The sequence below is a fragment of the Sulfurospirillum sp. E15m genome, assembly GCF_059415145.1.
On the sequence record NZ_JCAHZS010000008.1, the window covers coordinates 67031 to 91114 of the forward strand.

Consider the following 24084-nt stretch of genomic DNA (forward strand, 5'->3'; position numbering starts at 1 on the left):
AGGAGAAAAGGTGTTAAAACAAAAAGTTGCTTATGTTGGACTTGGGGTTCATCGAAAAACAAAATCAACACAATTTTTTATTGATATTTTAAAACAGTATTTTGAAGTTGATCTGTTCTGGGATTTTGGTGATACTCCCGAAGATGAAACAAATAAAAATGCTTTTAGAGATGAGTATTATGCTGTATTGTATTTTCAAGTAATGCCTAATCCTAAAAAATTGCGTGAAAGCTTGTGCCAGAATATTATCTTAATTCCGATGTATGAACATATTCAGGCCTATACTTCAGAGCAATGGCACCCTTACTTATCGTATAAAATTTTATCGTTTTCAAAAACGTTACATGTAAAGCTTATAGGTTTAGGGGCTGAGTCACTGTACGTACAGTTTTTCCCTTCCCCTCTTCAAAAATCTCCACGACAAAAGGGTGGATTGAGGTTCTTTTTTTGGCAACGTAGTGCAGAGCTTAATTTTTCACTCATAAAACAATTGATTCCTTCTAGCAAAGTTGAACAATTTCAATTTCATCGTACGCGCAGTGATTCAGCTCAGGATGTATGGTTTAAGACTCCTAGTAAAGAAGATATTGAGGCGTACCATATGACATTCTCATCATGGTTTGATACGAAAGAAGAGATGATGCAAGCGCTTGATGCTTGTGATATTTATATCGCGCCTCGTATGTACGAAGGTATAGGTATGGCGTTTTTAGAGGCCATGGCTATGGGAAAATGTGTTATTGCTCCTAATTTACCGACAATGAATGAATATATTATAAATGGTGAAAACGGTTTATTGTTTGATCCTCAAAATCCTTCTGAACTAGATATCTCTCAATGCTTTACACAAGGAGAAAATGCATTGAAGACAATCAAAGCAGGGTATAACCGTTGGCAATTGAATGAAAAGAAAATGATTGAGTTTTTCCATAAATCTTGCGAAAAAGTCGCACAGAATAAGGTTTTGCATGCACATAATGCCAATATGGTGTTTTCACGTAATCTCAATTTTATCCATGCGTATTTGCATGCAAAAGCATTTCCAAAAGCTTCCATTGTTCTTTATGGGGCAGGTACGGGTGCCGAATTACTTGTTTCTATTTTAAAAGATAAAATTGCTTATATCGTTGATATTGATCCATTGAAAGAGGGGCATGACTTAAATGGGTATTTAATCCATTCTCCGCACAAGCTTTTACATGATGAAACGACAATTATTATTACTGTCTTTGGGCGTGAAGAGAAGATTTTCGATTATTTATGTAAAGTGCTTTGTATCCCTTCAAAACGTATTATCATTCTCGATTTATTCAATTAATTTGCGTAGTAAGTCATTTGTAGGTGAAGATTTCAAGAAAAGTGCAGCGATGCGTTTACGCTCTTGCACAAAAGAATCTTCTGTGAGTGAAATAGCGTGAATCAGTTCTTCTTCTGTAGATACTTTTTTCCCAGGAGAATATGTATCATAATCAAACAAAAATCCACCCATATTTTCTTCATAACGTTTTCGATCATAATCAAAAAAAATGATTGGACGATCCAATAATAGAAAGTCGTAGACGATGGATGAGTAATCGCTTACCAATATATCCGTATATTTTAAGATTGGATAAACATCGCCATCTGGAGAGTGAAAAGCGATATGGCTCAAATTGTTGGAAGCACGGTTCTTTTGAAAAAATTCAATAATGAACGGATGAAGTTTGATGATCAGCAACGTATTGATGATAGCAAGTTGCATGTTGAGTTCATCTAAGCGAAGCGGTAAGAGGTTTTCAAGCGTCGCTTCCGTACCAAAAAGGTATTCACGCGTTGTTGGCATATAGAGTACAATTTTATCATATTGTTTACTTTTAACAGTTTCCAAAAGAGTTTTATCACAGAATAAAAGGTCATAAGGGTCTTCATCTTCTTTGACTAAAAATTCATTCCTTGGATAACCATAATCTACAAAGTGCTTTGCTTTGAAAATATGTTTAAAATTGGTATCATTGGTCCATTTTGAAGTTGAAACAAAATAATCATAAGTAATATGAGTATGGGGTGACATTTTTTTAAGACCAACTCCATGCCACAATTGAATCGTTATTTGATGTGGACTAATATAAAAATAGGTGTAATTACCTTGATCAAATATAAGGTATTTAGCTTTCGCAATTGCTTTGTCTCCCTCATTAGTATCAAGCTTTACACAGGGTAAATCGTACTGATTTAATGCTTGAAGTTGCTCTTGATTATCTGTTATCATGATACATGATAGGTTGTGGTGAATACAATATAGATAAAAAAATTTGTTATTGCTACCAATAAATCCTTTGCTGATAAATGCTATACCTTGACGTTCATCTTTAGCATTATCCCGTTCTTTAGAATAATATTCAATTAAGCTAGTTGCTTTTTTTTCGATGTGTTGTGTGAGATGATAGCTTTGATTTTGTATGTGCACTAGATACAATTTTGACATATCAATGAAATTCAAGCAGTCTTGATAGATGGCATGGAAATGATTAGGGCTCACGATAATAATAGCATCTACTTCATTGGGATTAAGAGATTCAAGATGAATCACATCAGAATCATTTTTGGACTTGTCTATAAAGCCAAGAAAGTTACATGTAATCTGCTTTAAGAGGTAATCTCGAAATGCTATACTCATAGCTGTTTTTGGGGCAATCCTTATTCGTTTTGTTTCAAAATTATGCATCAATTCCCTTTTTAATATCGATCACAAGGCCAGAATATGGAGAAAGAATTGTTTGTAGCGTTTTTTGGGCAACGATTTCTGCTGGAAGAAGTGTTTCCTCTTGTTCTTTTCCAAAATTGGCAAGGCGTAATGGCGTTTTTGTACGTGCAGGATTGATAACATTAATGCGGACTTCGTCTGTTTGCCACTCTTCTGAAAGGGCTTGTGTTAAATTAACGATAGCGGCTTTTGTTGCACTGTATAGACTATACGTGGAACGTCCTCTTGTATAAGAACTTGATGTAAAAAGTGTTAAAGAACCTTTTGATGCTTTAAGATAAGAAAAAGCATATTTTGCAAGTATAATTGAGCCTGTTAAATTTGTCTGGATGGACTCTACTATCTCATCATCGTGTTGTTCACATAGCATTTTTTTGCTCAATACAGCAGCGCAATTGATGATGTGATTGATTTTCCCATAAGTGTTATAGACTTCTTCTAAACTTTTTTTGATATCGTTTGCATTTTGGATATCAACACCATTATGCCTGCTCAATGTAATACATTGCACTTCATGTTGGTGACATTGTTTAGCAATTTCTAAACCAATACCACTGTTTCCTCCATATACAACAATGACTTGCCCTTTTAAGAGCTCTAGGCTCTTGTCTGAACTAAGGGAATGGCTATTTAGTTGAATAAGCTTTTCAGCAAATAAAAGATCTTCTGGATACGTGATTTTGATATTTTTCTCTTCTCCTTCTACGACAATAATAGGTGTAGTAGGAAGATAATGTTTGATAAGACCACAATCGTCAGTTACGACAAGTGTTTGAGCATCATTTTGTGCCAAAATATGAGCTTCTTTAATCGTTTTCAGTGCAAAAGCTTGTGGTGTTTGACCTCTTTGTAATAAATTTCTTTGCGGTATATTTTGAATAATATGTTGTGTAGGATCGACTTGGATGATGGTATCCGCCGAAACAATAGCAACATCAACAGCATCATACGTTTTCAAAGCTTCAATGGTACGGGAAATAATGAGATGTGATACAAATGGACGCACTGCATCATGAAAGATAAGGTTAATGGGTTCTTTGTCATTGTCGTAAGCTTTAATAGCTTCAAAACTTGAATCCCGCCTTTCTTTTCCACCACTAATAATTTTTTTGACTTTTGTAAATTTGAGTTGTTTACAAAGATCAAAAAGTTTTTGATGATATTCTTGGTTGGCAACGATACAGATTTCATGAATATTCTGGTGTGTTTGAAATTGCTCAAGTGTGTATTCAATGATGTTTTTTCCTGCAAGATTAATGAACTGTTTCGGAATTTCTGAACCAAAGCGAGAGCCATTTCCTGCTGAAAGAATAATAGCAACGTTTTTTTTCACTATTTGAGCCTCATTTTTTTAAATCGGCCACTGAAATTTGTATGATCGCACACGGTGACTTTTGTAGGTATTTTATATGGATCAAGACGAGCTTTGCAAAAAAGACGAATACTTTTTTTAATCTCTTTTGAATCAGCACTATCGTTTAAAACAACATCAACGACAACACTTTGCCCTGTGATGCTATTGGTTTCACCTCTGACGAGACAGTCTGCAATTTCTGGCATGGACAAGATAATCGATTCTACTTCCATCGGTAAGACTTTTTGACCACCGACATTGATCACTTCTTTACAACGCCCAATAATGCGCATATATCCATCTTCCAAGCTTTCTACAAGGTCTCCAGTGTTAAACCAGCCATTTTCAAAACTTTCCATTGGGGCATTCAGATAGCCTAGAATTTGAGTATCACTTTTAAGCCATAAGACGTTATCAACGATTTTATACTGTACACTTGGATCATCAATACGCATCAGGGTTGAATCTGATGATTTGGATGAAGTCGTGGCAATTCCTGTTTCACTCGTGCCAAAGGTTTGAAGAAATTTAACTTTTGGGAAAAATGATTTGAGTTTGGCAAGGAGTGATTCTGGCATAGGTTCTGTTCCATAGGTCACCATACGCAAGGAAGATAAATCGAAATTCTCCCATTCTCCACTTATTACGATAAGGTTTAAAAATGTTGGAGATGATGGCATAATGGCTACACGATACTTTTCTATAAGTTGGCAAACATGCTGTGGTGTCCTTTGATTTGGAACTACCATTGTTGTTCCCATGGAAAGGATGTTGAGCATAGTGTTAAGTCCGCCAATGTGGTCAAACATCAAAAAGAGTAACATGATTAAGTTTTTAGGTTTTTTTGTGTTATAGTGTGCCATAAGATGTGTAAGATCATGCACCATAGCTTTGGGTTTTCCAGTACTTCCACTACTAAAGAGAATTAATCCTGCGTGATGAATGGTTTTTAATTGTTCTAGCATAGGATGTGACACAGTACGTGTAAGCGCAGCTAACTCAGGTGTATCATGTGTCAATGTAATGCAATGCGTGCAGCAAGCAGTTATGATTTTTTCTTCAATTTCACTAGGTGCTTGACTGGTTATAGGAACAATGATAGTTTGCTTTTCAGCAAGAGCTATAAAAAGCGCGATTGAGTTTAGACTATAATCAGAAATAATAGCGATACAATCGCCTTCTTTTAGAGGTGCTAAGATCGTTTTTTGATACTCATGGGCACGAGCGATAAGGTCAGCATATGTATAAGAGATGTCATGATGTATGATAGCGATTTGTTGGTCAAAGCGCATCAATTGATCAAGCACTGACTCCTCCTAGATAGATAATTTGACCGGTAATAAAATCACTTTTTGGGTCGGTAAAAAAGTCAATTACGTGTTTAATATCGTCAAAATGACCCAACCGTTTAATGGTTTGTTTCTCAATGAGTGCCGCCATTTTCTCTTTAGGAACAGCTTTGATAAGGTCTGTTTCGATAGGCGTTGGTGCGATGGCATTGACTGTAATGCCAAAGGCTGAGAGCTCTTTGGCGGTGGTTTGTGTGAAATTTTCAATGGCTGCTTTGGTGGCGGCATAGATAGCTTCACCCTCCAGCCGAAGCGCAACGGCAACGGTCGAATAATTTACAATGCGCCCCTGCTTTTGTTTGAGCATGGCTTTGGCAACTTCGCGCGAAAATAAAAAGGTACCGATAAAGTTGGTTTGTAACATCTGTTGTACGGTGCTGAGTGAGGTTGTCAAAAAATGGTTCATGCTAGCTATGCCTGCGTTATTTAAAAGTACATCGATACGTCCAAACTCTTTTTTAACACTACGCACCATGGCGATAACTGCCATTTCATCCGAGACATCAAGGATAAAATGTCGGTAGTTTGGGTGCGATAGTGTTGTTTCCTTGCGACTGCATCCTACAACAATGTGACCCTCTTCAAGGTATGCTTGGCTTAAAGCAGCACCTATGCCTTTGCTTGTGCCTGTGATGATGAAAACTTTAGGCATCGAGGAGCTTTTGGATATAATTTGCAAGTGACTCCACTGTTCTAAAAGGAGAAACTTTTTGGCTCATCGCTTTTTCATCTGCTAAGACAATATCTCTTCCATAATTTATTGAAATTTTTTCTTCTACATCTGCGATTAAAGAAACAAGCGCAAGACTATCAAGTGCACCATCTCCTCCAAAGAGTTTGGTTGTTAAGGTAGGCTGTGCTAACGTTGGCTCTTGTAACTCTTCGTTAAACTCTTGAAGTGACGTGATAATAATGTCTGTAACAGTACTCATATTATTCCTCTCTGGCAATTTGAGAAGCTATTTTCAGAATAGGTTGAAATAGCTTAGAGTGTTTTTTTATCTGCCATTGTTCTTGGCTTAATGACATCAAGCAAAAATTAGACCTTTGTACATCGGTAATACTAAATCCTAAGCGTTCATTGAATTTTTTTGCCACACTATTTTCGTGATGTACAAGTGATTCAATATAGTTTGCATGATAATGATTAAAAAGTGTATCCAAAAAAAAGAGTGCAACCGCTGATGTGACACTGGGTAACGTTGTTGGTGAAAAAAAGAGCCCCCATGTTGGGTGCTGACTCAAAAGAGCATTGGCATGGACCGCTCCTTTAAGAGCCTGATCTTCTTTTACAGCTAGATAAAGAGAATTCTTATTGGTTTTAAGTGTTTCAACCCATGCGAGATGCTCTGTCAAACAAATTGGCTGTTGGGTTGGCGTATAACGAAGGATTGCTTCGTGGTTACGTAACATCAGAAGTGAATGGTGTTCTTCTAGTGTGAGTGTGAAATAAGGAGTTAAAAAGAGCATATGAGTGCTTTATCCATGATTATAAATCTACATCTTCTAAACGCAAGGGTGTTCCAAAAGCGAGGTCGCGCAATGCAGGCTTTCCTAAAATCTCTTCTAGATAACGTGGATGTAAACCATTGAATGGTCTAATGCTCTTGATATTTTGTTGCGTTAAAAGCTCTCCTTTTTGGATAGGCTTACTCACATACAAACTACGACAAAAACGACGATTTTTAGCTTTGAAATCATCCAATTCATAATGAATATCACCCAAGAGTTGTTCTGCTTCTCTTACGGCTTTGACCATAGTAGAAAAAGCTTCCATATCAAGTGAAAAGGCAGAGTCTGCACCGCCGATAGAGCGATCCAAGATAAAATGTTTTTCAATGACTCGCGCACCAAGACTGACAGCAACAACAGGTGCATTGACACCTAGTGTATGGTCTGAAAGTCCTGAAAGTACATTAAATCGAGAGGCAAGATTAGGTATGGTCTTAAGATGGGCCTGATTCAGAGGCGCAGGATAGGAACTTGTACATTGTAATAAAATGATTTCATTGTTTCCTTCTTTTTGGCAAAGAGTGACAGCATCATGGATCTCTTCTAATGTTGCTGTTCCTATAGAAATGATCATCGGTTTATGCTCTTTTGCACAGCGGCGAATTAATGCATGATCAGTAATTTCAAAAGAAGCAATTTTATATGCAGGTGGATTGAATTGTTTAAGGAAAGTAACAGCGCTCTCATCAAAAGGGCTTGAAAAACAGATAAGTCCAAGTTCTGAAGCAGTTTTAAAAAGTGTTTCATGCCATTCCCAAGGAGTGTACGCTTGTTGGTAGAGCTTATATAAAGTTGTATTGTCCCACAGTGTTCCACCTTGGATGATAAACTCTTCTCGGTCACAATCAAGTGTGATAGTATCTGCAGTGTAGGTTTGAAGTTTGATGGCATCTGCACCCGCTTTGTGAGCAGCTTTGATTGTTTCAATGGCGGTTTGTAAAGAGCCATTATGGTTGGCGGAGAGTTCAGCGATAATGAATGTACGATTTTTTTCAAAATCAAAATGACCAATTTTCATAGTGAACCTTTCTTTATCTGTGCCTGAACCATTGCTTTGAGTATGTGAGACTCAAAAGATTTCATCACGGGATGCTTATGCATCTCTAAGTAATGAAGCATATCGTCTTGATTTTGCGCAACTTTAATGGCCAGAAGCGGAATATTCATAAATAAAACTTCGTGGGCAATGACACTGGGTGTGATAATCGCCAAACGACTTTGATGCATGATTTTTGCCACCTCATTGGAATTGACATGTAAAGCGATAGTAGGTTTATCTATGATGTAATTTTTGAGTGTTTCAAGATGCGTATTGGCTGTGGTTGTTAAAACAGCGACACGAAGGTATTGAGGGATGGCGTTTAAAATATGGAGTGTTATATTACTTGCATCCGTCCCGCCCATGGCAACGAAAACATCGTAGATTTTTGCGCGTTTGTGCCCCTTTTCCTCTTTAAATTCATCGCGTATGAGAGTGTACGCACTGCCGCAACGAAGCTCGCAACCTTTAGGGACTAACGAAGCGTAACGCGAGGCATCGGCACAGATGTTATGGTTGAGTAAAATATCGCAATAATGCGGTTGATAGGTGTCGTCAAAAGCGAGAATCGTCACGCCGGTTGCTTCTTTAACAGCTTTTTCAAATGTGACGTCAATACCGTAGTGGTCAATAACCAAAAGATTTACATGTAAATCTTTGATAAGCGCTATAAGTTCGTTTGCGTCGTTACTCTGAAGGATTTTTACTTCGTAGGGAATTCGTTTAATAGCATTGCCTTCTAAGTCTTGGCATGCGAAAATAATTTCGCCTTCTATCTCCATTTGTTTGGCAAGAACAAGGTCTCGCATAATATGCCCATGCCCTATGGCAGAAGAACTATCACTTCTAAAGAGTAGTTTCATGAAGGACTTTATACATCAATTCAGCTCTCATCCAATCTTCTTGCGTATCAATATCTTGGACGAGATGGCGCGGTAAAAGAATGGGAATGCTCTCACTACCGAACATTACATCGTGGGCCGTTTTATGAAGGTTGTGCCAGTAAAATTGCCCGGCATCGTGATACGCTTCTTCTAAATCTTGGCTTCGTTTGGCAAAGTTTTCTTTCCAGAACATCTCACAACGTTTTGTATCGGTGATTTTAAAACTGCGCCAGATAGGATAGGGCATGGACGTGGCCGAAAAAGCATTGACCGCGTCGCTTGTGCGTAAAGCCTCAAATCCTTGGATGAGGTACTGAGCCTGTAAAAGAGGCGCCGTAGCATAAATCGTGCATGCAAAATCGAATGATTCACCGTGTGCAGACAAGGTCTTAAGCGTGTGTTCGACCACCGCCCCTGTTCCTGTGAAATCATCGCTAAGTTCAGGAGGTCGCATAAAGGGAATATCTGCACCATAGGTCCTTGCAACGGTTGCAATGGCTTCATCATCGGTACTGACGACAATTTTTTCAAAAAGCTCGCTTTTTTTTGCCACTTCGATGCTGTATGCGATAAGCGGCTTACCGCAAAACGCTTTGATATTTTTATGAGGAATGCGTTTGCTCCCACCTCGTGCTGGAATAATGGCAACGTTCATGCTCTACAGCCTTTGATAGAAGCGCAGATTTCTAAAAGCGTTTCAGCCACATACTTCGCATCTTCCATTTGCATCTCTTGATGGCACGGAATTGAGAGTTCGGCTTTGTAAAAATCTTCGGTAGTGTCTAGATGCTGTTCGCCAAAACGCTCTTTATAATAGCTAAATTGATAAATAGGTTTGTAGTGAACTTGCACCCAAATCCCTTTTGAGTGCAAGGCTTCAAAAATCTCTTCTTTGGAACACCATAAAGAGCGGTCGAGTAAAATAGGGTAGAGATGGTAACTGGTTTTTTTTGTCGCATCAATGGTAATGGTCGTGAAAAAAGGATTGTTTTTAAACGTTTTATCGTAGTAGTGCGCAATCTGGGTACGCTTAGCAATAAAATCATCCAACCGTTTTAGTTGTGAAAGCCCTAACGCACAAGCAACATCGCTAAGACGATAGTTTTCACCCAGCATAATCATGTCGGAATTCCAGAGGTGCTTTTTGACGATGCCGTGGCTTCGAAGCAGTTTGGCTTTTTCATAAAAAGCGGTTTCATTGGTGGCTATTGCACCGCCTTCAAAGGTGGTAATGGGCTTGATGGCGTGAAAACTAAAGATGGTCATATTGGCATTTTGCCCTACGTTTTGGCCATGGATGTGACTGCCTAATGCATGGCTCGCATCTTCGATTAAAAAAAGTTTGTGTTGATTGCATAGTGTTTTAATCGTTTCAATAGGCAGTGGATTTCCGCCAAAATCCACAGGCACTATTGCTTTGGTTCGAGGAGTGATTAACGCCTCTAGTTTGCGCTCGTCGATATTTCCATCGTACTTAATATCGCAAAATACAGGGGTTGCACCACATTGAATCGCCGTATTGGAGGTTGCGGCAAAGCTAAGAGGGGTTGTGATGATTTCATCGTCTTTTTCAAGTCCAATGATTTGATACGCTACATGTAAAGCAGATGTTGCTGAGTTCATTACACACACATGTTTCACACCAAGATAAGCAGCAAGCGCTTCTTCAAACGCATTTACCGTTTTGCCCCCCGTTAAAAAATCACCTTGAAGGGCTTGAGTCACAGCGTCTATGTCGCTTTGATCGATGCTTTGTCTGCTGTAAGGAATCATGCCTCTAAAAGCTCCTTTAACCCGTGTGCGTCAAGCCAATCGGTATTGGTTTCCGAACTGTACTCAAAGCCGATAGCGACAGGCTTTCCTCTCTCTTTTAAAGCATTACATGTAAAATCAACTTTTTGCGCAAATTGGATGGTTGGCTGAATCACAAAATGGTCATGAAATTCGAGCGTTAAGTGGCTGTCGTCTTTAGGAACCATGACTTCATGCATTTTTTCTCCCGGTCTGATACCGATGACTTTAATGCCTAAATGCGGCGCCAAACCATGCGCGAGATCGACCATTTTCATGGAAGGGATTTTAGGAATGAAAATTTCACCGCCTTGCATGCGCTCAAAGTTTTTCAACACGAAATTGACGCCTTGCTCTAAGGTAATCCAAAAGCGCGTCATCTCAAGCTCCGTGATAGGTAACTCTTTGGCACCTTCACTGATGAGTTTTTTAAACAGTGGAACGACAGAGCCGCGTGAGCCTAAAACATTGCCATAGCGAACGACAGAAAAAGAAGTTTTTTGAGAGCCTCGGATATTGTTAGCGGCAATGAAAAGTTTATCGCTTGCGAGTTTGGTTGCCCCATAAAGGTTGATAGGATTGGCCGCTTTATCGGTGGAGAGGGCGATAACTTTGGTGACCTTACATTCCAACGCCGCGTCAATAACATTTTGAGCGCCGTTGATATTGGTTTTGATGCACTCCATCGGGTTGTATTCTGCGATGGGAACATGCTTAAGTGCCGCGGCATGAATCACAAAATCAACACCGTCCATTGCCCGTTTTAAACGTTCAGCGTCTCTGACATCGCCAATAAAAAAGCGCATGCAAGGGTGTCGAAATTGCTGTGCCATTTCGTATTGCTTCAGCTCATCGCGCGAGAAAATAATGATTTTGTTGGGTTTGTAATTTTTTAAAAGAATTTCAGTATATTTTTTCCCAAAACTGCCCGTTCCGCCCGTAATCAAAATGTTTTTACCGTTAAACACGTACTACCCTTTGTATCGAGTTTAGAATCAATAGCTTTCTCAATAAACGTTATGATGTAAAAAGCAATTTTAATTCCCTTTGCTATTTGACATCAAGGTCTTATGAATAGTATAATAAAAGTATCTTAAATTAGGGGGCATGTGATGAAAATTTCCAGTAGTTCAAACACACAAGTGCTCAATTCTATTACACAAAATAAGTCCAATACTGATTCTGTTTTAGAAAAAATTGGCGCAACGAAAGAATTAAGTGGTAAAGACAGTGCAAGCCTTATTATCTCCGATGCGTTGGCTTCGCAGATTTCAACACTCTCACAAAGCGTTCAAAATGCCAATGAAACCATTAGCATGAACCAAATTGCCGATTCATCCTTGCAAGCACTTCAAGCCGGAACCGATAAACTCAACCAACTCTCCGTACGTTATAACAGTGCTTCAATGAACAGTGACCAAAAAGCGATGTTGCAACAAGAGTTCACAGCTGTGAGCAAATCCATGCAAGATATTACCGACCAGACAACCTATAACGGTCAAAACTTGCTTTCAAGCAATTATGGTCTGGATGTCTCAGGTTTGGGAAGTCTTTCTATCAGTGACCAACAAGGTATTTCGAACTTTAGCGATACGATTAGTTCACTCTCTTCTGTCGTTGGAGGACGTATTAACAGTGCAAGCAGCGATATCACCAACTCATTAACGGCGGTGACCAATCTTAGCAGTGCAAATTCTCAAATTTCCGAAACGCCGATGGATCAAAAAATAGCATCGCTCAATAGCGACCAGATTAAACTTACCAGCTCTGTTTTGGCACAAATTCATCAAAACAGTGTCATGCAACAAAATATTTCGGCACTTTTAAACTAAACGTGCCAATGCGTTTTTAAGTCTTCATGCCACGAATCAACAACCAAACGTTTTATGAAAATGCCATCAAACGCTTTGGTTGTACGGCTCGTGGGCTGAATTGGAACTCCAAACAATCCCAACACCTTCGCTTTGAAATTATCCATGAGCTTTTAGCCCATCATCTGCCCTCTTCTAAAATCATTGATGCGGGATGTGGTTTTGGCGATTTGTATCTTTTTTTTCAACAAAAAGGCTCATTACCTCGTAAATATATCGGGTACGACATGCTCGATGAAGCTATTTTTGTGGCGCACAAACGAACGAAACAGCCTATTATGAAATGCGATATTTTAAACGATGAACTGGAAATGGCAGATTTTTACATCGCCAGCGGGTCGATGAATATTTTAAACCGTTTTGAGACATTTTTGTTTATTCGCCGCTGTTTTGACGCATGTACGAAAGGTTTTATCTTCAACCTTCTTAAAGGAGAAGAACAAGAGGGGCATTTTAACTATTTTTTACCCGAAGAGATTGAAGCGTATGTCAATGAATTTGCGTACGATGTGATTATCGAAGAAGGGTATATGGAAGGTGATTTTACGGTGCTACTACTAAAGGAGAGTGCGTGAAAAGGTTGATATGGGGAGTTGTCGGGCTTTATTTTTTAGCCATGGGGTATCTGTATTTTACGCAAGATGAGCAGATTTTTCCTGCGCGCTTAATCGAAAAAGAAGAGCCTGTGCGGGGTGAAAATATTACGCCTTTGACATTAAACGTAGGCGATAATGCGGTTTTAGATGGCGTGTTGCGCAAAGATGAAGAAAACAATGCAGGGCTCATTCTTTATTTTGGCGGCAATGCCGATGATGCAACCCGTTTTGTTTTACATGTAAAAGCGCTTCAAGGCTATGACATTGTGACTTTTAACTACCGTGGGTATGTGAATAGCACGGGAAAACCTTCGGAAGAAGCATTGTTTCATGATGCCTTAAAAATCTATGACACGTATGCCAAAGGGCGTAAAGTCTTTGTGGTAGGAAGAAGCCTTGGAACGGGTGTGGCAACGTACCTTGCGACAAAGCGCGTTGTGGATGGATTGGTGCTCATTACGCCGTATGATTCTATTATTTCGTTAGGACAGCGCAAATACCCTTTCTTCCCGATAGCACTTCTCATCAACCATCCGTTTGAAAGTGCCCAATATATTCCCTTTGTGACAGCGCCTATTGCGATTATTGAAGTGGAAAATGACCAAACCATTCCGCAGTACCATCTCGAAAAGCTGATGGCAGCGATACCCAAAGAGTTTTTACATGTAAAACTCTCCAACACCACACACGGCACGGTGCTAGAGCATCCGAATTTTACCCAAGAATTACAAACACTATTAGGAAAAATGAGTGAATAAAGTTTATGTCAAACACTCCATCGTCGCAAAAATAAGGCGCTTTACCCCATGGGTTTATGCCAATGAAATCGACTCCAGTTTTGAGGAGTACCAAAGTGGTGAAATCGTCGCCCTTTTTTCCAAAAAAGACGGCTTTTTAGGAACCGCGTATGTCAATCCACGCTGTGCTATTTTTGCTCGAATTTTGAGTTTTGGCAAAGAAGAAATTGGCAAAAAGTTTTTTCATAATCGTATTAAAAATGCTATTGCGAAACGAAAAAAACTGCTTACGCAAACCAACGCTGTTCGACTGATTCACTCCGAAGCGGACTTCTTGCCCGGTCTTATTGTCGATCAATACGGCGACGCACTTTCCATTCAAATCAACACCGCAGGTATGGAAGCGTTTCGAGAGCTTATCTTAAGCACGCTCAAACACCTTTTAAACCCTTCATGGATTGTCGAAAAATCAGACGAATATTCCCGTGAAGTTGAAGGGCTTGAAACGCATAATGGCACGCTGTTTGGCGAACCGCACATGAACTTTGAACTTCACGAAAACGGGCTCAATTTTTTAGTGGACATTGAAGATGCCCAAAAGACAGGTTTTTACCTTGACCAGCGCAAAAATAGAGCCATTTGCGCCAGTTATATCCATGAAAATGATAGCGTGCTCGATTTGTGCTGTAACGCGGGCGGTTTTGGTATTTACGCACTCAAAGCGGGCGCAAAAGCGTGTACCTTTGTCGATATTTCAGAATCTGCCATAGCGCAAACCACTGCCAATATTGAGCATAACGCATTAAGTGGCGCAACCTTACATGTAAAAGATGTTTTTACGTTTATGAAAGAGCAAAAATATAAAAATAGCTTCGATATGGTCATCATCGACCCGCCATCCTTCGCCAAAACTAAAGAGCAAGCCGTAGGCGCAAAACGAGGCTTCAAACACCTCTTAATGGAAAGCGCAAAAGCCGTCAAAGACGGTGGACTCATCGGCTTTTTTTCCTGCTCGCATCATGTCGGAAGACGTGAACTTTTAGACATCGCTATGGATGTTTCCCATGACCTCAAAGTGCAGTTTGTGTTGTTGGAGCAAATGCAACAAGACTCTGACCATCCGTGCTTGATTAACGCAAGTGCATCGTTTTATTTGAATGGGTTGTTGTTGAGGGTGGAGAAGTAAGATAATTGAAAAATGAAATTCTAAAAAGAATTGAACAAATCAAAGCTTCTGAAACATCTGTTCGAGATTTTATTAATACAACAAGATACCAAGATGACTTGCTAAAAAACCTTGATACTTGGAATCAAATTTGTAGTTCTTTGGACACGATAGGCGATACGTTATGCTCATTTGAAGATTATCTTAGCGGAGAATATCCTAAAAGTGATGGGCTAAGATACATCTATACTTATGGCATCTTACAAGCACTTTTTATTCAACAAGATGCTATGAAAAATTTATCAGAATCTTTTGATATCAAATTTGATTTATCAGAACAACTATCATCAATCCGAAATATAAGAAATGCCTCGATTGGACATCCCACAAAAAATAGTGTTAAAGGTTCGGTATATTTTAATTATATTTCTCGGATGACCATGTCGAAAGAAGGTTTTACGTTGATGCGAAGTTATCAACAAGGAAAAACAGAATTTAAAGATGTTGATTTAATATCTATTTTGAAGGAACAACTTTCTGATATACACAAGAGCTATGATTTATTAGTACAAAAATTAATAAAAGAAGATAAAGAACATCGAGGAAATTTTATGAATAATTTATTGGTTGATATTTTTCATTCAGGAATGAACTATTCGTTTGAAAAGGTATCAGAAGGAATTTATACTCATAATTCAACACAAAATTCATTTTTTATTAGTATGCTTCAATCCATACAAAAGACTTATCAAAAATTTGAAGAAGCTCTTCGTGAGAGAAAAGAATTAAATGATTCTATTTTATATGACATCAATGAATATAAACACGCTATTTCAAAAATAGAGGCTTATCTATCGAATAATGATGCAGAAATTAAAGAGGTAGATGCGAGAATTTATCTTTTTTACATTCAAGAACAACACAAATATTTCATTCAAATTGCAAAAGAAATTGATGAAGAATACAATAGAACAAATTAGAATGTTAAGTAAGACATGTAAATTTCTTAAAGTATTTATGCTACTTCAAACTTGCCTTCATCAATAAAACGTAAAAATTCCGCTTTAAATTTTGTGCGATTGTCGGCTTGCTGTATCCATGTTAGATGAATTTTACGTTCCGCTTCAATGATAGGAAACCATGTATTTTGGAGTGCGGCGTCTAACATGCAACGGTCATAAATGGACTCTAAAAAGTTCCAAACGATAAACGCGTAGATGCCATATTCGACCTCTTGTTCAGTGCTTCTTTCAATACTTTGTTGTACCAAATGTGGTTTGGCTAAAGCTTCTTTGAGAATTTCAAAGTACATTTTATCTAGCTCTCCATAATGCATCACTTGCATCGTTTTGCGATACGTTCGCATTGAGTAGAGCAGGGCGAAAATAGCCAAGGTTGTCGCGATAACACCCATAATGGAGCTAATCGCTGTCCAAAGCGTTTGGTATTCGTCACTTAAAAAAAATTCCATCTCTATTCCTTTTTAGATAAGGTTTAAAATTGGTGGTACTGACTGAAGCATTTGAGTAATTCTGGCGTCATCACGTGAACATCCATAGACATTCGTATAAAGTTTTTCAAGCCATATTTGGAGAGTTTTTTTGGAAACTTCTTGCATGCTAGGATGTATAACAAGCAGTTCCATAGGCGGTGTTTCTTCACTGCTTAGTGAAGGCAAAATATAATCAAACGGGTCAATTTTACGGGCTCCTAAACGGCGGTAAAATAGCTCTCTTTTTTCGCGTATTTCTTGCTCATTAGAAGTCTTCTCCGGTGAGTCGATTTCAATCAGAAGTGCTTTTTCACCATACTGGTGGTACAGTATTTTTAGACTCTCTTTCAAGACAAAAGAACCAAGTCCCATGCCTCTTTGCACCGTACTAACTGCCATGTATTCAAGGAGAAAAAAATCTTCAGCTAGCGGATGATACATAATGGTAAAACCAACAATTTTTTCGTCATTTAATACTAAAAATATCGTATAGGAAGGATTGCTCAGCATGGCTAAAAGGGCTTCGATGCTCTTTTGTTCGCTGGCAGGAAATGCGGTAGAGTAGATGGCATAAAAGCCATCAAAACTCTGTGTATCCTTAGGTGCTAAAGGTTTTACATGTAAAGACATTGTACGTTATTTTAAAATGCGTGGTAAGGTAATACCTGTTTGTCCTTGGTACTTACCGTGTTTGTCTTTGTAAGTCGTCTCACACGGTGTGTCACCCTCTAAAAAGAGCACTTGTGCAATGCCTTCGTTGGCATAAATTTTTGCTGGAAGCGGTGTGGTGTTCGATATTTCAATCGTGATGTGACCTTCAAATTCTGGCTCAAATGGGGTGACGTTCACGATGATGCCGCAACGAGCATAGGTACTTTTGCCTAAACAAATCGCCAATACGTTTTTGGGGATGCGAAAGTATTCAACCGTGCGCGCTAACGCAAACGAATTTGGAGGAACGATACAGATGTCGCCTTCAAAATCTATGACATTTTTATCGTCAAATTCCTTAGGATCCACGACGGTAGAATTGACATTGGTAAAAATCTTAAATTCACGTCCTACGCGGATGTCATACCCATAACTGCTTACACCATAACTGACGACATCTTTACCGACTTGACCGTCGCAAAAAGGCTCTATCATACGCTCTTTGAGCGATTTTTCTCGTATCCAACTGTCTGCTTTTAAACCCATAATTTCCCTTAAGTGATCGTATATATTAAGTGTGGTATTATAACACATTTTATGTCATGCCAAAAAATGGCAAATATTTAGGAGAAACCGAATGGACAAAAATGAAATTAGAGAGTTAATGCGTTTTTTTGATAAAAGTGATATTACTAAATTGAAAATCAAAGAGGGTGAGTTTAGCATTGAATTACAAAAGGGTTTTGACTGCGGTGTCTCTTATGCTCCTGCTGCCGTATCTACACCGGTTGCGCAAATAGCAACGCCCGTATCTTCAGCGCCAACAGCCGCGATTAGCGCTCCAACAGAAACGGCTATTACCGTCGCTGCAGGTTTGACAGTGAAATCACCGATGGTAGGAACTTTCTATAAATCGCCTGCCCCTGGGGCTGCTCCGTTTGCCAAAATTGGTGATGTTATTCGAAAAGGTCAGCCAATTGGTATTATTGAAGCAATGAAAATTATGAATGAAATTGAAGCAGAATTTGACTGTAAAGTGTTGGATATTCTTGTTGAAGATGGTCAGCCCGTTGAGTTTGATATGCCAATCTTCTCGGTGGAGAAGGTGTAATGAAGATTGAGAAAATTCTTGTTGCCAATCGTGGTGAAATCGCCCTTCGTGCAATAAGAACCATCAAAGAGATGGGGAAACAGGCGATTGCAGTTTATTCCACTGCGGATAAAGATGCACTCTATCTTCAGCATGCGGATGCAAGTATCTGCATTGGTGGGCCAAAATCATCTGAGAGCTATTTAAGCATTCCTGCAATTATTAGTGCCGCTGAAATCAGCGGTTGTGATGCAATTTTCCCAGGGTATGGTTTTTTGAGTGAAAACCAAACGTTTGTTGAAGTGTGTCAGCATCACAATATTAAATTTATCGGACCTTCTGTGGATTCTATGGTGTTGATGAGTGATAAATCTAAAGCCAAGGAAGTCATGAAAAAAGCGGGTGTTCCTGTTATTTTAGGAAGTGATGGCGCATTAGAGAGTGTAGAAGACGCGAAAAAACTTGCCGAACAAATCGGACTTCCAGTGATCGTTAAAGCCAGTGCCGGCGGTGGTGGACGCGGTATGCGTGTCGTTGAGAAGATGGAAGATTTGGAAAAATCGTTTCTTGCGGCGGAAAGTGAAGCGCTCAGTGCCTTTGGTGATGGTACACTCTATATGGAGAAGTACATTAAAAATCCACGACACATTGAAGTACAAGTCATTGGCGATTCTTTCGGCAATGTTGTACATATCGGTGAGCGTGACTGTTCGATGCAACGACGTCACCAAAAACTCATTGAAGAATCGCCTGCGATTGCATTAGATGATAAAACACGTGCACGCCTTCATGCTGTGGCAGTCAAAGCAACGAAATATATCGGTTACGAAAACGCTGGTACGTTTGAGTTTCTTTTAGATGCCGATAAAAACTTCTACTTTATGGAAATGAATACCAGACTTCAAGTCGAGCACTGTGTCAGCGAAATGGTCAGTGGTATTGATATTATTGAGTGGATGATTCGTGTGGCAGAAGGTGAGAAGCTTTTTGATCAAAGCGCACTTACGTTTCGTGGACATTCAATAGAGTGTCGTATTACAGCGGAAGACCCTGTTAAATTCATTCCAAGTCCGGGTAAAATTACAAAGTACATCATTCCTGGTGGTCGCAATGTTCGTATGGATTCTCATGCGTATCAAGGCTACTCTGTACCACCACATTATGACTCTATGATTGGAAAGCTTGTTGTTTGGGGAGAAAACCGCACACGTGCGATTGCCAAAATGAAACAAGCGCTTAGCGAGTTACAAATTGAGGGTATTAAAACGGTTCGTGATTTTCATTTAAATATGATGGATAATAAAGACTTTATTGAGAACAAATTCGATACGAACTATCTTTCACGCTATTAACAAGCATTAAAAAAGGGGCTGCTCCCATTTGGGAAGCAGCCCCTTTTTTTATATATTACGCTTCGAAAAATCTACGGCGCTCTTACGACTTGAATGTTTGCTGAAGATTTTAATTTTTCAAAATACTCTTCAATAGATTTTTGCTCTTTTCCTTCAGCGAGTTTAGAATAGATATAATTTTTTGCATCTGCAAACGAAACGGTTTTAATGTCATGTTTGTCTTTTACAAAAAACATAACGTAATTTGAGTCAGATTTTACAATAGTAGAAAATTTACCAACCGCAGTTTTGTTTAAAAGCGCTGCTAGGTTTTGATCCATTTTTGTTGCCTCAAACGAAACATCTTTGAGTTCAACATCACTCATGGCACTCATTGGATTATTTTGAATGGTCGCTAAACTTTGTTGGTTAGTGCTCGTATAGATTGTAACGTCAAAAGAACCTGCTTGAGAGAATTCGTTTTGATTTTCATTGAAGTATGCGAGTAGCTCACCATCACTGGCTTGTTGCATTTTTGTATTGACAATTTTTTTGTAAAGTTTGTCACGTTGAAGTTTCTTTTTGATATCTTCTTTGTAATCTGCAATATCAATATTTTTAGAGCGAATCATATTTAAGAAGTCATACTGATTCATTTTATTGCTGATAGCTAGATTTTCAATGTATTGGTCTACTTCAAAATTGGTAACATCAATGCCTTGTTTTTTGATTTCAGAGTCTTCTAATTTTTGGCGTACCAAAATATCCAAAGCCTCTTTTTTAGAGAGCTTGAAGCGTTGGGAATATTTGTAAACATCGTAGAGTGTAATAGGTTCTTTATTAATAATAAGAGAGACACCATCAAGTGTGCTTGCGTTTGCAATAGTGGTTGCGAAAAGTAGGGGCATACACAAAGTTACCAAACTAAACAATTTCAGTTTAACTGTCATTCATAATCCTTTGTTTTAAGAAAAATCGCTATATAATCGTGCTGTATTAAAAATAAGAGGCTACGAATGATAGCATTTTTTTTGGCAAAAAAAATTAAAAAAATGGTTTTATCGCTCCTCGCGTAGATTTTTTGTTCTCCTCGTAACAAAATGATACATAATTTTTACATAACTTTGAAAAAATACAGTAAAAGGTGAGTCATGATTGTGACACGTTTTGCCCCCAGTCCGACAGGATATTTACATATTGGAGGGCTCAGAACGGCGCTTTATAGTTATCTATGGGCAAAAAGAAATAATGGAAAGTTTTTACTTAGAATTGAAGATACCGATCTTGCGCGTAACTCCAAAGAGGCTGCAGATGCGATTGTAGAAGCATTTAAGTGGGTTGGACTTGAGCATGAAGGTGAGATTGTCTATCAATCCGAGCGTTTTGATTTGTATAAAAGCTACGTGCAAAAGCTTCTAGATGCAGGCAAAGCGTATAAATGTTATATGAGCAAGGAAGAGCTTGATGCCCTTCGCGAAGAGCAAATGGCACGCAAAGAACGCCCTAGATACGATGGCAGATACCGTGATTTTACGGGGACTCCACCTGCGGGTGTTGAACCGGTTATTCGTATTAAAGCGCCCACCAGTGGTGTTATTTCCTTTGTCGATGGTGTCAAAGGTGAAGTGAGCTTTAATGCAAGCGATATGCTCGATGATTTTATCATTGCGCGTAGTGATGGCACGCCAACGTATAATTTTGTTGTCGTAATCGATGATGCTTTAATGGGTGTGAACGAAGTCATCCGTGGGGACGATCACCTTTCAAATACACCAAAACAGATTATTTTATACCAAGCATTTGGGTTTGATATTCCCAAATTTTACCATGTACCGATGATTCTCAATCCTGAGGGTAAAAAACTCTCTAAACGTGATGGTGCAATGGACGTGATGGAATACAAAAAAGCAGGCTACTTACCTGAAACATTGCTCAATTTTTTAATTCGTCTCGGTTGGAGTCATGGCGATCAAGAGATCTTTTCAATGGATGAGATGAAAGTTCTATTTGATCCATCCAACATCAATAAATCAGCTTCTGCGTACAATCAAGAGAAATTGGTTTGGCTCAATACGCATTATATCAAACAGGCTTCTTATGAGCGTTTGGTAGATGAACTTCGTTATTTTGACGTCGATATTTCATTACATGTAAAAAAAGAGTTGCTTCTTGATGCCCTTCGTGATCGAGCGAAAACATTGGTCGAATTTGCCGCGATGATTAAACAGATCATTGAAGCGCCACAAACATACGATGCAAAAGCTGTTGAGAAATTTCTGGACACAAAAAGTGTTGAAATTTTAACCCAGTACGTAAATGAGCTCAAAAAGATAAATCCACTCCAAAATGCGGGTGAATTTGAAACATTCACCAAAACATTTTTGGAAAATAATGGCCTTAAACTTAAAGATTTAGCGCAAGCCATTCGTATTGCAATGGTCGGAAATTCCGTTAGTCCTTCTATTTTTGAAGTTCTCGAAGTGATTGGATACGAAGACGTCATTAAACGAATTGAAACATTAATATTATTTAAAAGGAGTTCTGGTGAGTAATAAAGGAAAAGTAACAAAAGAAGAGTCATTAGCCTATCATGTCGGTGGCAAAATTGCAATCAATGTTAAAACACGTTGCGATACGGCTAGGGACCTTTCTATGGCCTACACTCCAGGTGTTGCCCATCCATGTTTAGAAATTGAAAAAGATAACGAATTAGCCTACACGTATACGAACAAAGGCAATTTGGTTGCTGTTATTACCGATGGTACAGCCGTTCTTGGTCTTGGCGATATTGGTGCGGTTGCGGGAAAACCTGTTATGGAAGGAAAATCCGTTCTTTTCAAAAAATTTGCTGATGTCGATGCTTTCGATATTGAACTTGATGAAAAAGACCCAGAAAAAATTGTAGAGATTTGTAAAGCTCTTTCTCCTACATTCGGTGGTATCAATTTAGAAGATATCAAAGCGCCAAAATGCTTTGAGATTGAAGAGAAACTTCAAGCGGCTGTGAATATCCCTGTTATGCACGACGACCAACACGGTACAGCGATGATTACTTCAGCAGGTCTTATCAATGCCCTTGAAATCAGCGGTAAAAAAATTGAAGATATGAAAATTGTTGTTTCAGGTGCGGGTGCAGCAGGTATTGCGTGCGCTAAAATGTATAAACTTCTAGGGGCTAAAAACATTGTGATGATTGATACCAAAGGTGTCATTCATAAAGGACGAACGGATTTGAATAAATACAAAGCAGAATTTGCCCTTGAAACGAGTGATAGAACTTTAGAAGATGCGATGAAAGGTTCTGATATGTTCTTAGGACTTTCAGCACCAGGTGTTGTCACACAAGAGATGGTTAAGTCTATGAATCCATACCCAATTATTTTTGCATTGGCAAACCCAACGCCTGAGATTTTACCAGAAGAAGTTCATGCGGTAAGAGATGACGTTATGATGGGAACAGGTAGAAGTGACTACCCGAACCAAGTGAATAACGTTTTAGGTTTTCCATTCATCTTTAGAGGTGCTTTAGATGTGAAAGCAACCAAAGTGACTGAAGGTATGAAAATGGCAGCAGCGGTTGCGATGGCAAAACTTGCTAAAGAAGAAGTGCCTGATTATGTCAAAGCGGCTTACAATGGTGAAGACCTTAAATTTGGTATCAACTACATTATTCCAAAACCGTTTGATCGAAGAGTTTTTGTGTGGATTTCTGCGGCAGTTGCCGAAGCTGCGATTAAAGATGGCGTTGCTCGTGTTACAGACTTTGATATTGGCTTATACAAAAGAGACCTTCAAGCGATTATTGATGCGGAGCAAAAATAAGTGAAAAATGTTCATGTTATCAAACATCCTTTGATCGAGCATAAACTCTCGATTCTCAGAGATGAAAAAACGGATCCTTTTCAGTTTCGTCTTTTGGTCGATGAAATATCCCACTTGATGTTATTTGAAGCAACGCGTGATTTACCGCTTCGTGACATTCAAGTTCAAACGCCTGTTGCATTGGCCAATACGAAAAAATTAGACGCTAAAATTATGATCTGCCCGATTCTAAGAGCCGCCCTTGGCATGTTGGATGGTATCTTTAAATTGATTCCTGATGCAAGTGTCGGTTTTTTAGGATTTCAGCGCAATGAAAAAACACTCGAAGCAGAGTTTTATTATGCGAAGCTTCCAGCGGATCACAAAGAGCGTATCGCAATTATTATTGATCCGATGTTTGCCACAGGTGGAACAGCGATTGATGCGGTGAATTTTTTGAAGTCTAAAGGGGTGAAAGATATTCGCTTCTTGGCGTTGGTTTCAGCACCTGAAGGACTGAAACGTTTTTGTGAAATACACCCTGATGTACCTGTTTTTACCACATGCATTGATGATGGTTTGAATGAAAACGGCTACATTGTTCCCGGTCTTGGTGACGCAGGTGATCGTGTATTTAATACCCTGAATTAAGTATGACAATACGTTACATGTAAAACG

The 24084-nt window shown here is 38.9% G+C and carries 26 protein-coding genes; 11 read left to right on the top strand and 15 right to left on the bottom strand.

Going from position 1 to position 24084, the window contains the following annotated elements:
* Nucleotides 1-10 precede the first annotated feature (10 nt).
* Nucleotides 11-1318 (top strand): glycosyltransferase, encoded by a 1308-nt coding sequence (locus AC5SLP_RS11105; protein ID WP_495255220.1) that lies wholly within the window; start codon nucleotides 11-13, stop codon nucleotides 1316-1318.
* On the opposite strand, the gene AC5SLP_RS11110 is transcribed toward AC5SLP_RS11105, so the two are convergent.
* From AC5SLP_RS11110 to pseB, 11 genes are read right to left on the bottom strand one after another with little or no spacing between them, the layout of a single operon-like run.
* A complete protein-coding gene (locus tag AC5SLP_RS11110) occupies nucleotides 1307-2704 on the bottom strand; it encodes a CDP-glycerol glycerophosphotransferase family protein (protein WP_495255221.1) in 1398 nt (465 codons plus the stop codon). The genes AC5SLP_RS11105 and AC5SLP_RS11110 overlap by 12 nt on opposite strands.
* Entirely contained in the window at nucleotides 2697-4076 is a 1380-nt protein-coding gene (gene ispD, locus AC5SLP_RS11115; RefSeq protein WP_495255222.1) for a 2-C-methyl-D-erythritol 4-phosphate cytidylyltransferase, read from the bottom strand. The genes AC5SLP_RS11110 and ispD overlap by 8 nt, the downstream gene beginning before the upstream one ends.
* Complete coding sequence (locus tag AC5SLP_RS11120; protein ID WP_495255223.1) at nucleotides 4076-5404, bottom strand: AMP-binding protein; 1329 nt, start codon at nucleotides 5402-5404, stop codon at nucleotides 4076-4078. The genes ispD and AC5SLP_RS11120 overlap by 1 nt, the downstream gene beginning before the upstream one ends.
* Nucleotides 5397-6098: an SDR family NAD(P)-dependent oxidoreductase gene (locus tag AC5SLP_RS11125; RefSeq protein ID WP_495255224.1), complete on the bottom strand. Its 702-nt coding sequence runs from the start codon at nucleotides 6096-6098 to the stop codon at nucleotides 5397-5399. The genes AC5SLP_RS11120 and AC5SLP_RS11125 overlap by 8 nt, the downstream gene beginning before the upstream one ends.
* The gene (locus AC5SLP_RS11130) at nucleotides 6091-6378 is read right to left on the bottom strand and encodes a hypothetical protein (protein WP_495255225.1); all 288 of its coding nucleotides are present in this window, start codon (nucleotides 6376-6378) and stop codon (nucleotides 6091-6093) included. The genes AC5SLP_RS11125 and AC5SLP_RS11130 overlap by 8 nt, the downstream gene beginning before the upstream one ends.
* 1 nt (nucleotide 6379) lies before the next feature.
* A complete protein-coding gene (locus AC5SLP_RS11135) occupies nucleotides 6380-6916 on the bottom strand; it encodes a hypothetical protein (protein ID WP_495255226.1) in 537 nt (178 codons plus the stop codon).
* A 19-nt stretch (nucleotides 6917-6935) separates the two neighbouring features.
* Nucleotides 6936-7976 carry a pseudaminic acid synthase gene (gene pseI / locus AC5SLP_RS11140; RefSeq protein ID WP_495255227.1) on the bottom strand — a complete coding sequence of 347 codons (1041 nt, stop codon included), beginning with the start codon at nucleotides 7974-7976 and terminating at the stop codon, nucleotides 6936-6938.
* Nucleotides 7973-8860, bottom strand: a complete 888-nt coding sequence (gene pseG, locus AC5SLP_RS11145; RefSeq protein WP_495255228.1) for a UDP-2,4-diacetamido-2,4,6-trideoxy-beta-L-altropyranose hydrolase — start codon at nucleotides 8858-8860, stop codon at nucleotides 7973-7975. Before pseG ends, pseI begins: the two co-directional genes overlap by 4 nt.
* A complete protein-coding gene (gene pseF, locus AC5SLP_RS11150; RefSeq protein WP_495255229.1) occupies nucleotides 8844-9536 on the bottom strand; it encodes a pseudaminic acid cytidylyltransferase in 693 nt (230 codons plus the stop codon). The genes pseG and pseF overlap by 17 nt, the downstream gene beginning before the upstream one ends.
* Nucleotides 9533-10654, bottom strand: a complete 1122-nt coding sequence (gene pseC, locus AC5SLP_RS11155) for a UDP-4-amino-4,6-dideoxy-N-acetyl-beta-L-altrosamine transaminase (RefSeq protein WP_495255230.1) — start codon at nucleotides 10652-10654, stop codon at nucleotides 9533-9535. The genes pseF and pseC overlap by 4 nt, the downstream gene beginning before the upstream one ends.
* On the bottom strand, nucleotides 10651-11640 hold the full coding sequence (gene pseB / locus AC5SLP_RS11160; protein ID WP_495255231.1) for a UDP-N-acetylglucosamine 4,6-dehydratase (inverting): 990 nt from the start codon (nucleotides 11638-11640) through the stop codon (nucleotides 10651-10653). The genes pseC and pseB overlap by 4 nt, the downstream gene beginning before the upstream one ends.
* A 144-nt stretch (nucleotides 11641-11784) precedes the next feature.
* Between pseB and AC5SLP_RS11165 the strand changes: the two genes are divergently transcribed.
* The 5 genes from AC5SLP_RS11165 to AC5SLP_RS11185 are packed head-to-tail and all read left to right on the top strand — an operon-like array spanning nucleotide 11785 to nucleotide 16021.
* Complete coding sequence (locus AC5SLP_RS11165) at nucleotides 11785-12504, top strand: flagellin (RefSeq protein WP_495255232.1); 720 nt, start codon at nucleotides 11785-11787, stop codon at nucleotides 12502-12504.
* A 26-nt stretch (nucleotides 12505-12530) separates the two neighbouring features.
* Nucleotides 12531-13118, top strand: a complete 588-nt coding sequence (locus tag AC5SLP_RS11170) for a class I SAM-dependent methyltransferase (RefSeq protein ID WP_495255233.1) — start codon at nucleotides 12531-12533, stop codon at nucleotides 13116-13118.
* A complete protein-coding gene (locus tag AC5SLP_RS11175) occupies nucleotides 13115-13897 on the top strand; it encodes an alpha/beta hydrolase (RefSeq protein WP_495255234.1) in 783 nt (260 codons plus the stop codon). Before AC5SLP_RS11170 ends, AC5SLP_RS11175 begins: the two co-directional genes overlap by 4 nt.
* Nucleotides 13890-15062, top strand: coding sequence for a class I SAM-dependent rRNA methyltransferase (locus tag AC5SLP_RS11180; RefSeq protein WP_495255235.1), 1173 nt, complete (start codon nucleotides 13890-13892; stop codon nucleotides 15060-15062). Before AC5SLP_RS11175 ends, AC5SLP_RS11180 begins: the two co-directional genes overlap by 8 nt.
* Before the next feature lie 5 nt (nucleotides 15063-15067).
* Nucleotides 15068-16021, top strand: coding sequence for a hypothetical protein (locus AC5SLP_RS11185; RefSeq protein ID WP_495255236.1), 954 nt, complete (start codon nucleotides 15068-15070; stop codon nucleotides 16019-16021).
* A gap of 35 nt (nucleotides 16022-16056) precedes the next feature.
* Here AC5SLP_RS11185 and AC5SLP_RS11190 read toward each other — a convergent pair whose 3' ends face one another.
* The 3 genes from AC5SLP_RS11190 to dcd are packed head-to-tail and all read right to left on the bottom strand — an operon-like array spanning nucleotide 16057 to nucleotide 17730.
* Nucleotides 16057-16512: a hypothetical protein gene (locus AC5SLP_RS11190; protein WP_495255237.1), complete on the bottom strand. Its 456-nt coding sequence runs from the start codon at nucleotides 16510-16512 to the stop codon at nucleotides 16057-16059.
* A gap of 12 nt (nucleotides 16513-16524) precedes the next feature.
* Nucleotides 16525-17163 (bottom strand): GNAT family N-acetyltransferase, encoded by a 639-nt coding sequence (locus AC5SLP_RS11195; RefSeq protein WP_495255238.1) that lies wholly within the window; start codon nucleotides 17161-17163, stop codon nucleotides 16525-16527.
* A 6-nt stretch (nucleotides 17164-17169) separates the two neighbouring features.
* Nucleotides 17170-17730 carry a dCTP deaminase gene (gene dcd, locus AC5SLP_RS11200; RefSeq protein WP_333804795.1) on the bottom strand — a complete coding sequence of 187 codons (561 nt, stop codon included), beginning with the start codon at nucleotides 17728-17730 and terminating at the stop codon, nucleotides 17170-17172.
* Between the two features lie 91 nt (nucleotides 17731-17821).
* On the opposite strand from dcd, the gene accB reads away from it, so the two are divergent.
* Nucleotides 17822-18295, top strand: a complete 474-nt coding sequence (gene accB / locus AC5SLP_RS11205; RefSeq protein ID WP_495255239.1) for an acetyl-CoA carboxylase biotin carboxyl carrier protein — start codon at nucleotides 17822-17824, stop codon at nucleotides 18293-18295.
* A complete protein-coding gene (locus AC5SLP_RS11210; protein ID WP_495255240.1) occupies nucleotides 18295-19626 on the top strand; it encodes an acetyl-CoA carboxylase biotin carboxylase subunit in 1332 nt (443 codons plus the stop codon). Before accB ends, AC5SLP_RS11210 begins: the two co-directional genes overlap by 1 nt.
* A gap of 71 nt (nucleotides 19627-19697) precedes the next feature.
* On the opposite strand, the gene AC5SLP_RS11215 is transcribed toward AC5SLP_RS11210, so the two are convergent.
* The gene (locus AC5SLP_RS11215; protein WP_495255241.1) at nucleotides 19698-20555 is read right to left on the bottom strand and encodes a peptidylprolyl isomerase; all 858 of its coding nucleotides are present in this window, start codon (nucleotides 20553-20555) and stop codon (nucleotides 19698-19700) included.
* Between the two features lie 201 nt (nucleotides 20556-20756).
* On the opposite strand from AC5SLP_RS11215, the gene gltX reads away from it, so the two are divergent.
* The 3 genes from gltX to upp are packed head-to-tail and all read left to right on the top strand — an operon-like array spanning nucleotide 20757 to nucleotide 24057.
* On the top strand, nucleotides 20757-22157 hold the full coding sequence (gene gltX / locus AC5SLP_RS11220; RefSeq protein WP_495255242.1) for a glutamate--tRNA ligase: 1401 nt from the start codon (nucleotides 20757-20759) through the stop codon (nucleotides 22155-22157).
* Nucleotides 22150-23427 carry a malic enzyme-like NAD(P)-binding protein gene (locus tag AC5SLP_RS11225; protein WP_495255243.1) on the top strand — a complete coding sequence of 426 codons (1278 nt, stop codon included), beginning with the start codon at nucleotides 22150-22152 and terminating at the stop codon, nucleotides 23425-23427. The genes gltX and AC5SLP_RS11225 overlap by 8 nt, the downstream gene beginning before the upstream one ends.
* A complete protein-coding gene (gene upp, locus AC5SLP_RS11230; protein WP_495255244.1) occupies nucleotides 23428-24057 on the top strand; it encodes a uracil phosphoribosyltransferase in 630 nt (209 codons plus the stop codon).
* The last annotated feature ends 27 nt before the right edge of the window (nucleotides 24058-24084 follow it).

Excerpts from the sequence above, each read along its gene's own strand:
- AC5SLP_RS11110 (WP_495255221.1), bottom strand. The coding sequence starts at position 2,704 with ATGCATAATTTTGAAACAAAACGAATAAGGATTGCCCCAAAAACAGCT.
- AC5SLP_RS11125 (WP_495255224.1), bottom strand. The coding sequence starts at position 6,098 with ATGCCTAAAGTTTTCATCATCACAGGCACAAGCAAAGGCATAGGTGCT.
- AC5SLP_RS11130 (WP_495255225.1), bottom strand. The coding sequence starts at position 6,378 with ATGAGTACTGTTACAGACATTATTATCACGTCACTTCAAGAGTTTAAC.
- AC5SLP_RS11135 (WP_495255226.1), bottom strand. The coding sequence starts at position 6,916 with ATGCTCTTTTTAACTCCTTATTTCACACTCACACTAGAAGAACACCAT.
- pseI (WP_495255227.1), bottom strand. The coding sequence starts at position 7,976 with ATGAAAATTGGTCATTTTGATTTTGAAAAAAATCGTACATTCATTATC.
- pseG (WP_495255228.1), bottom strand. The coding sequence starts at position 8,860 with ATGAAACTACTCTTTAGAAGTGATAGTTCTTCTGCCATAGGGCATGGG.
- pseF (WP_495255229.1), bottom strand. The coding sequence starts at position 9,536 with ATGAACGTTGCCATTATTCCAGCACGAGGTGGGAGCAAACGCATTCCT.
- pseC (WP_495255230.1), bottom strand. The coding sequence starts at position 10,654 with ATGATTCCTTACAGCAGACAAAGCATCGATCAAAGCGACATAGACGCT.
- AC5SLP_RS11165 (WP_495255232.1), top strand. The coding sequence starts at position 11,785 with ATGAAAATTTCCAGTAGTTCAAACACACAAGTGCTCAATTCTATTACA.
- AC5SLP_RS11170 (WP_495255233.1), top strand. The coding sequence starts at position 12,531 with ATGCCACGAATCAACAACCAAACGTTTTATGAAAATGCCATCAAACGC.
- AC5SLP_RS11190 (WP_495255237.1), bottom strand. The coding sequence starts at position 16,512 with ATGGAATTTTTTTTAAGTGACGAATACCAAACGCTTTGGACAGCGATT.
- AC5SLP_RS11195 (WP_495255238.1), bottom strand. The coding sequence starts at position 17,163 with ATGTCTTTACATGTAAAACCTTTAGCACCTAAGGATACACAGAGTTTT.
- dcd (WP_333804795.1), bottom strand. The coding sequence starts at position 17,730 with ATGGGTTTAAAAGCAGACAGTTGGATACGAGAAAAATCGCTCAAAGAG.
- accB (WP_495255239.1), top strand. The coding sequence starts at position 17,822 with ATGGACAAAAATGAAATTAGAGAGTTAATGCGTTTTTTTGATAAAAGT.
- AC5SLP_RS11210 (WP_495255240.1), top strand. The coding sequence starts at position 18,295 with ATGAAGATTGAGAAAATTCTTGTTGCCAATCGTGGTGAAATCGCCCTT.
- AC5SLP_RS11215 (WP_495255241.1), bottom strand. The coding sequence starts at position 20,555 with ATGACAGTTAAACTGAAATTGTTTAGTTTGGTAACTTTGTGTATGCCC.
- gltX (WP_495255242.1), top strand. The coding sequence starts at position 20,757 with ATGATTGTGACACGTTTTGCCCCCAGTCCGACAGGATATTTACATATT.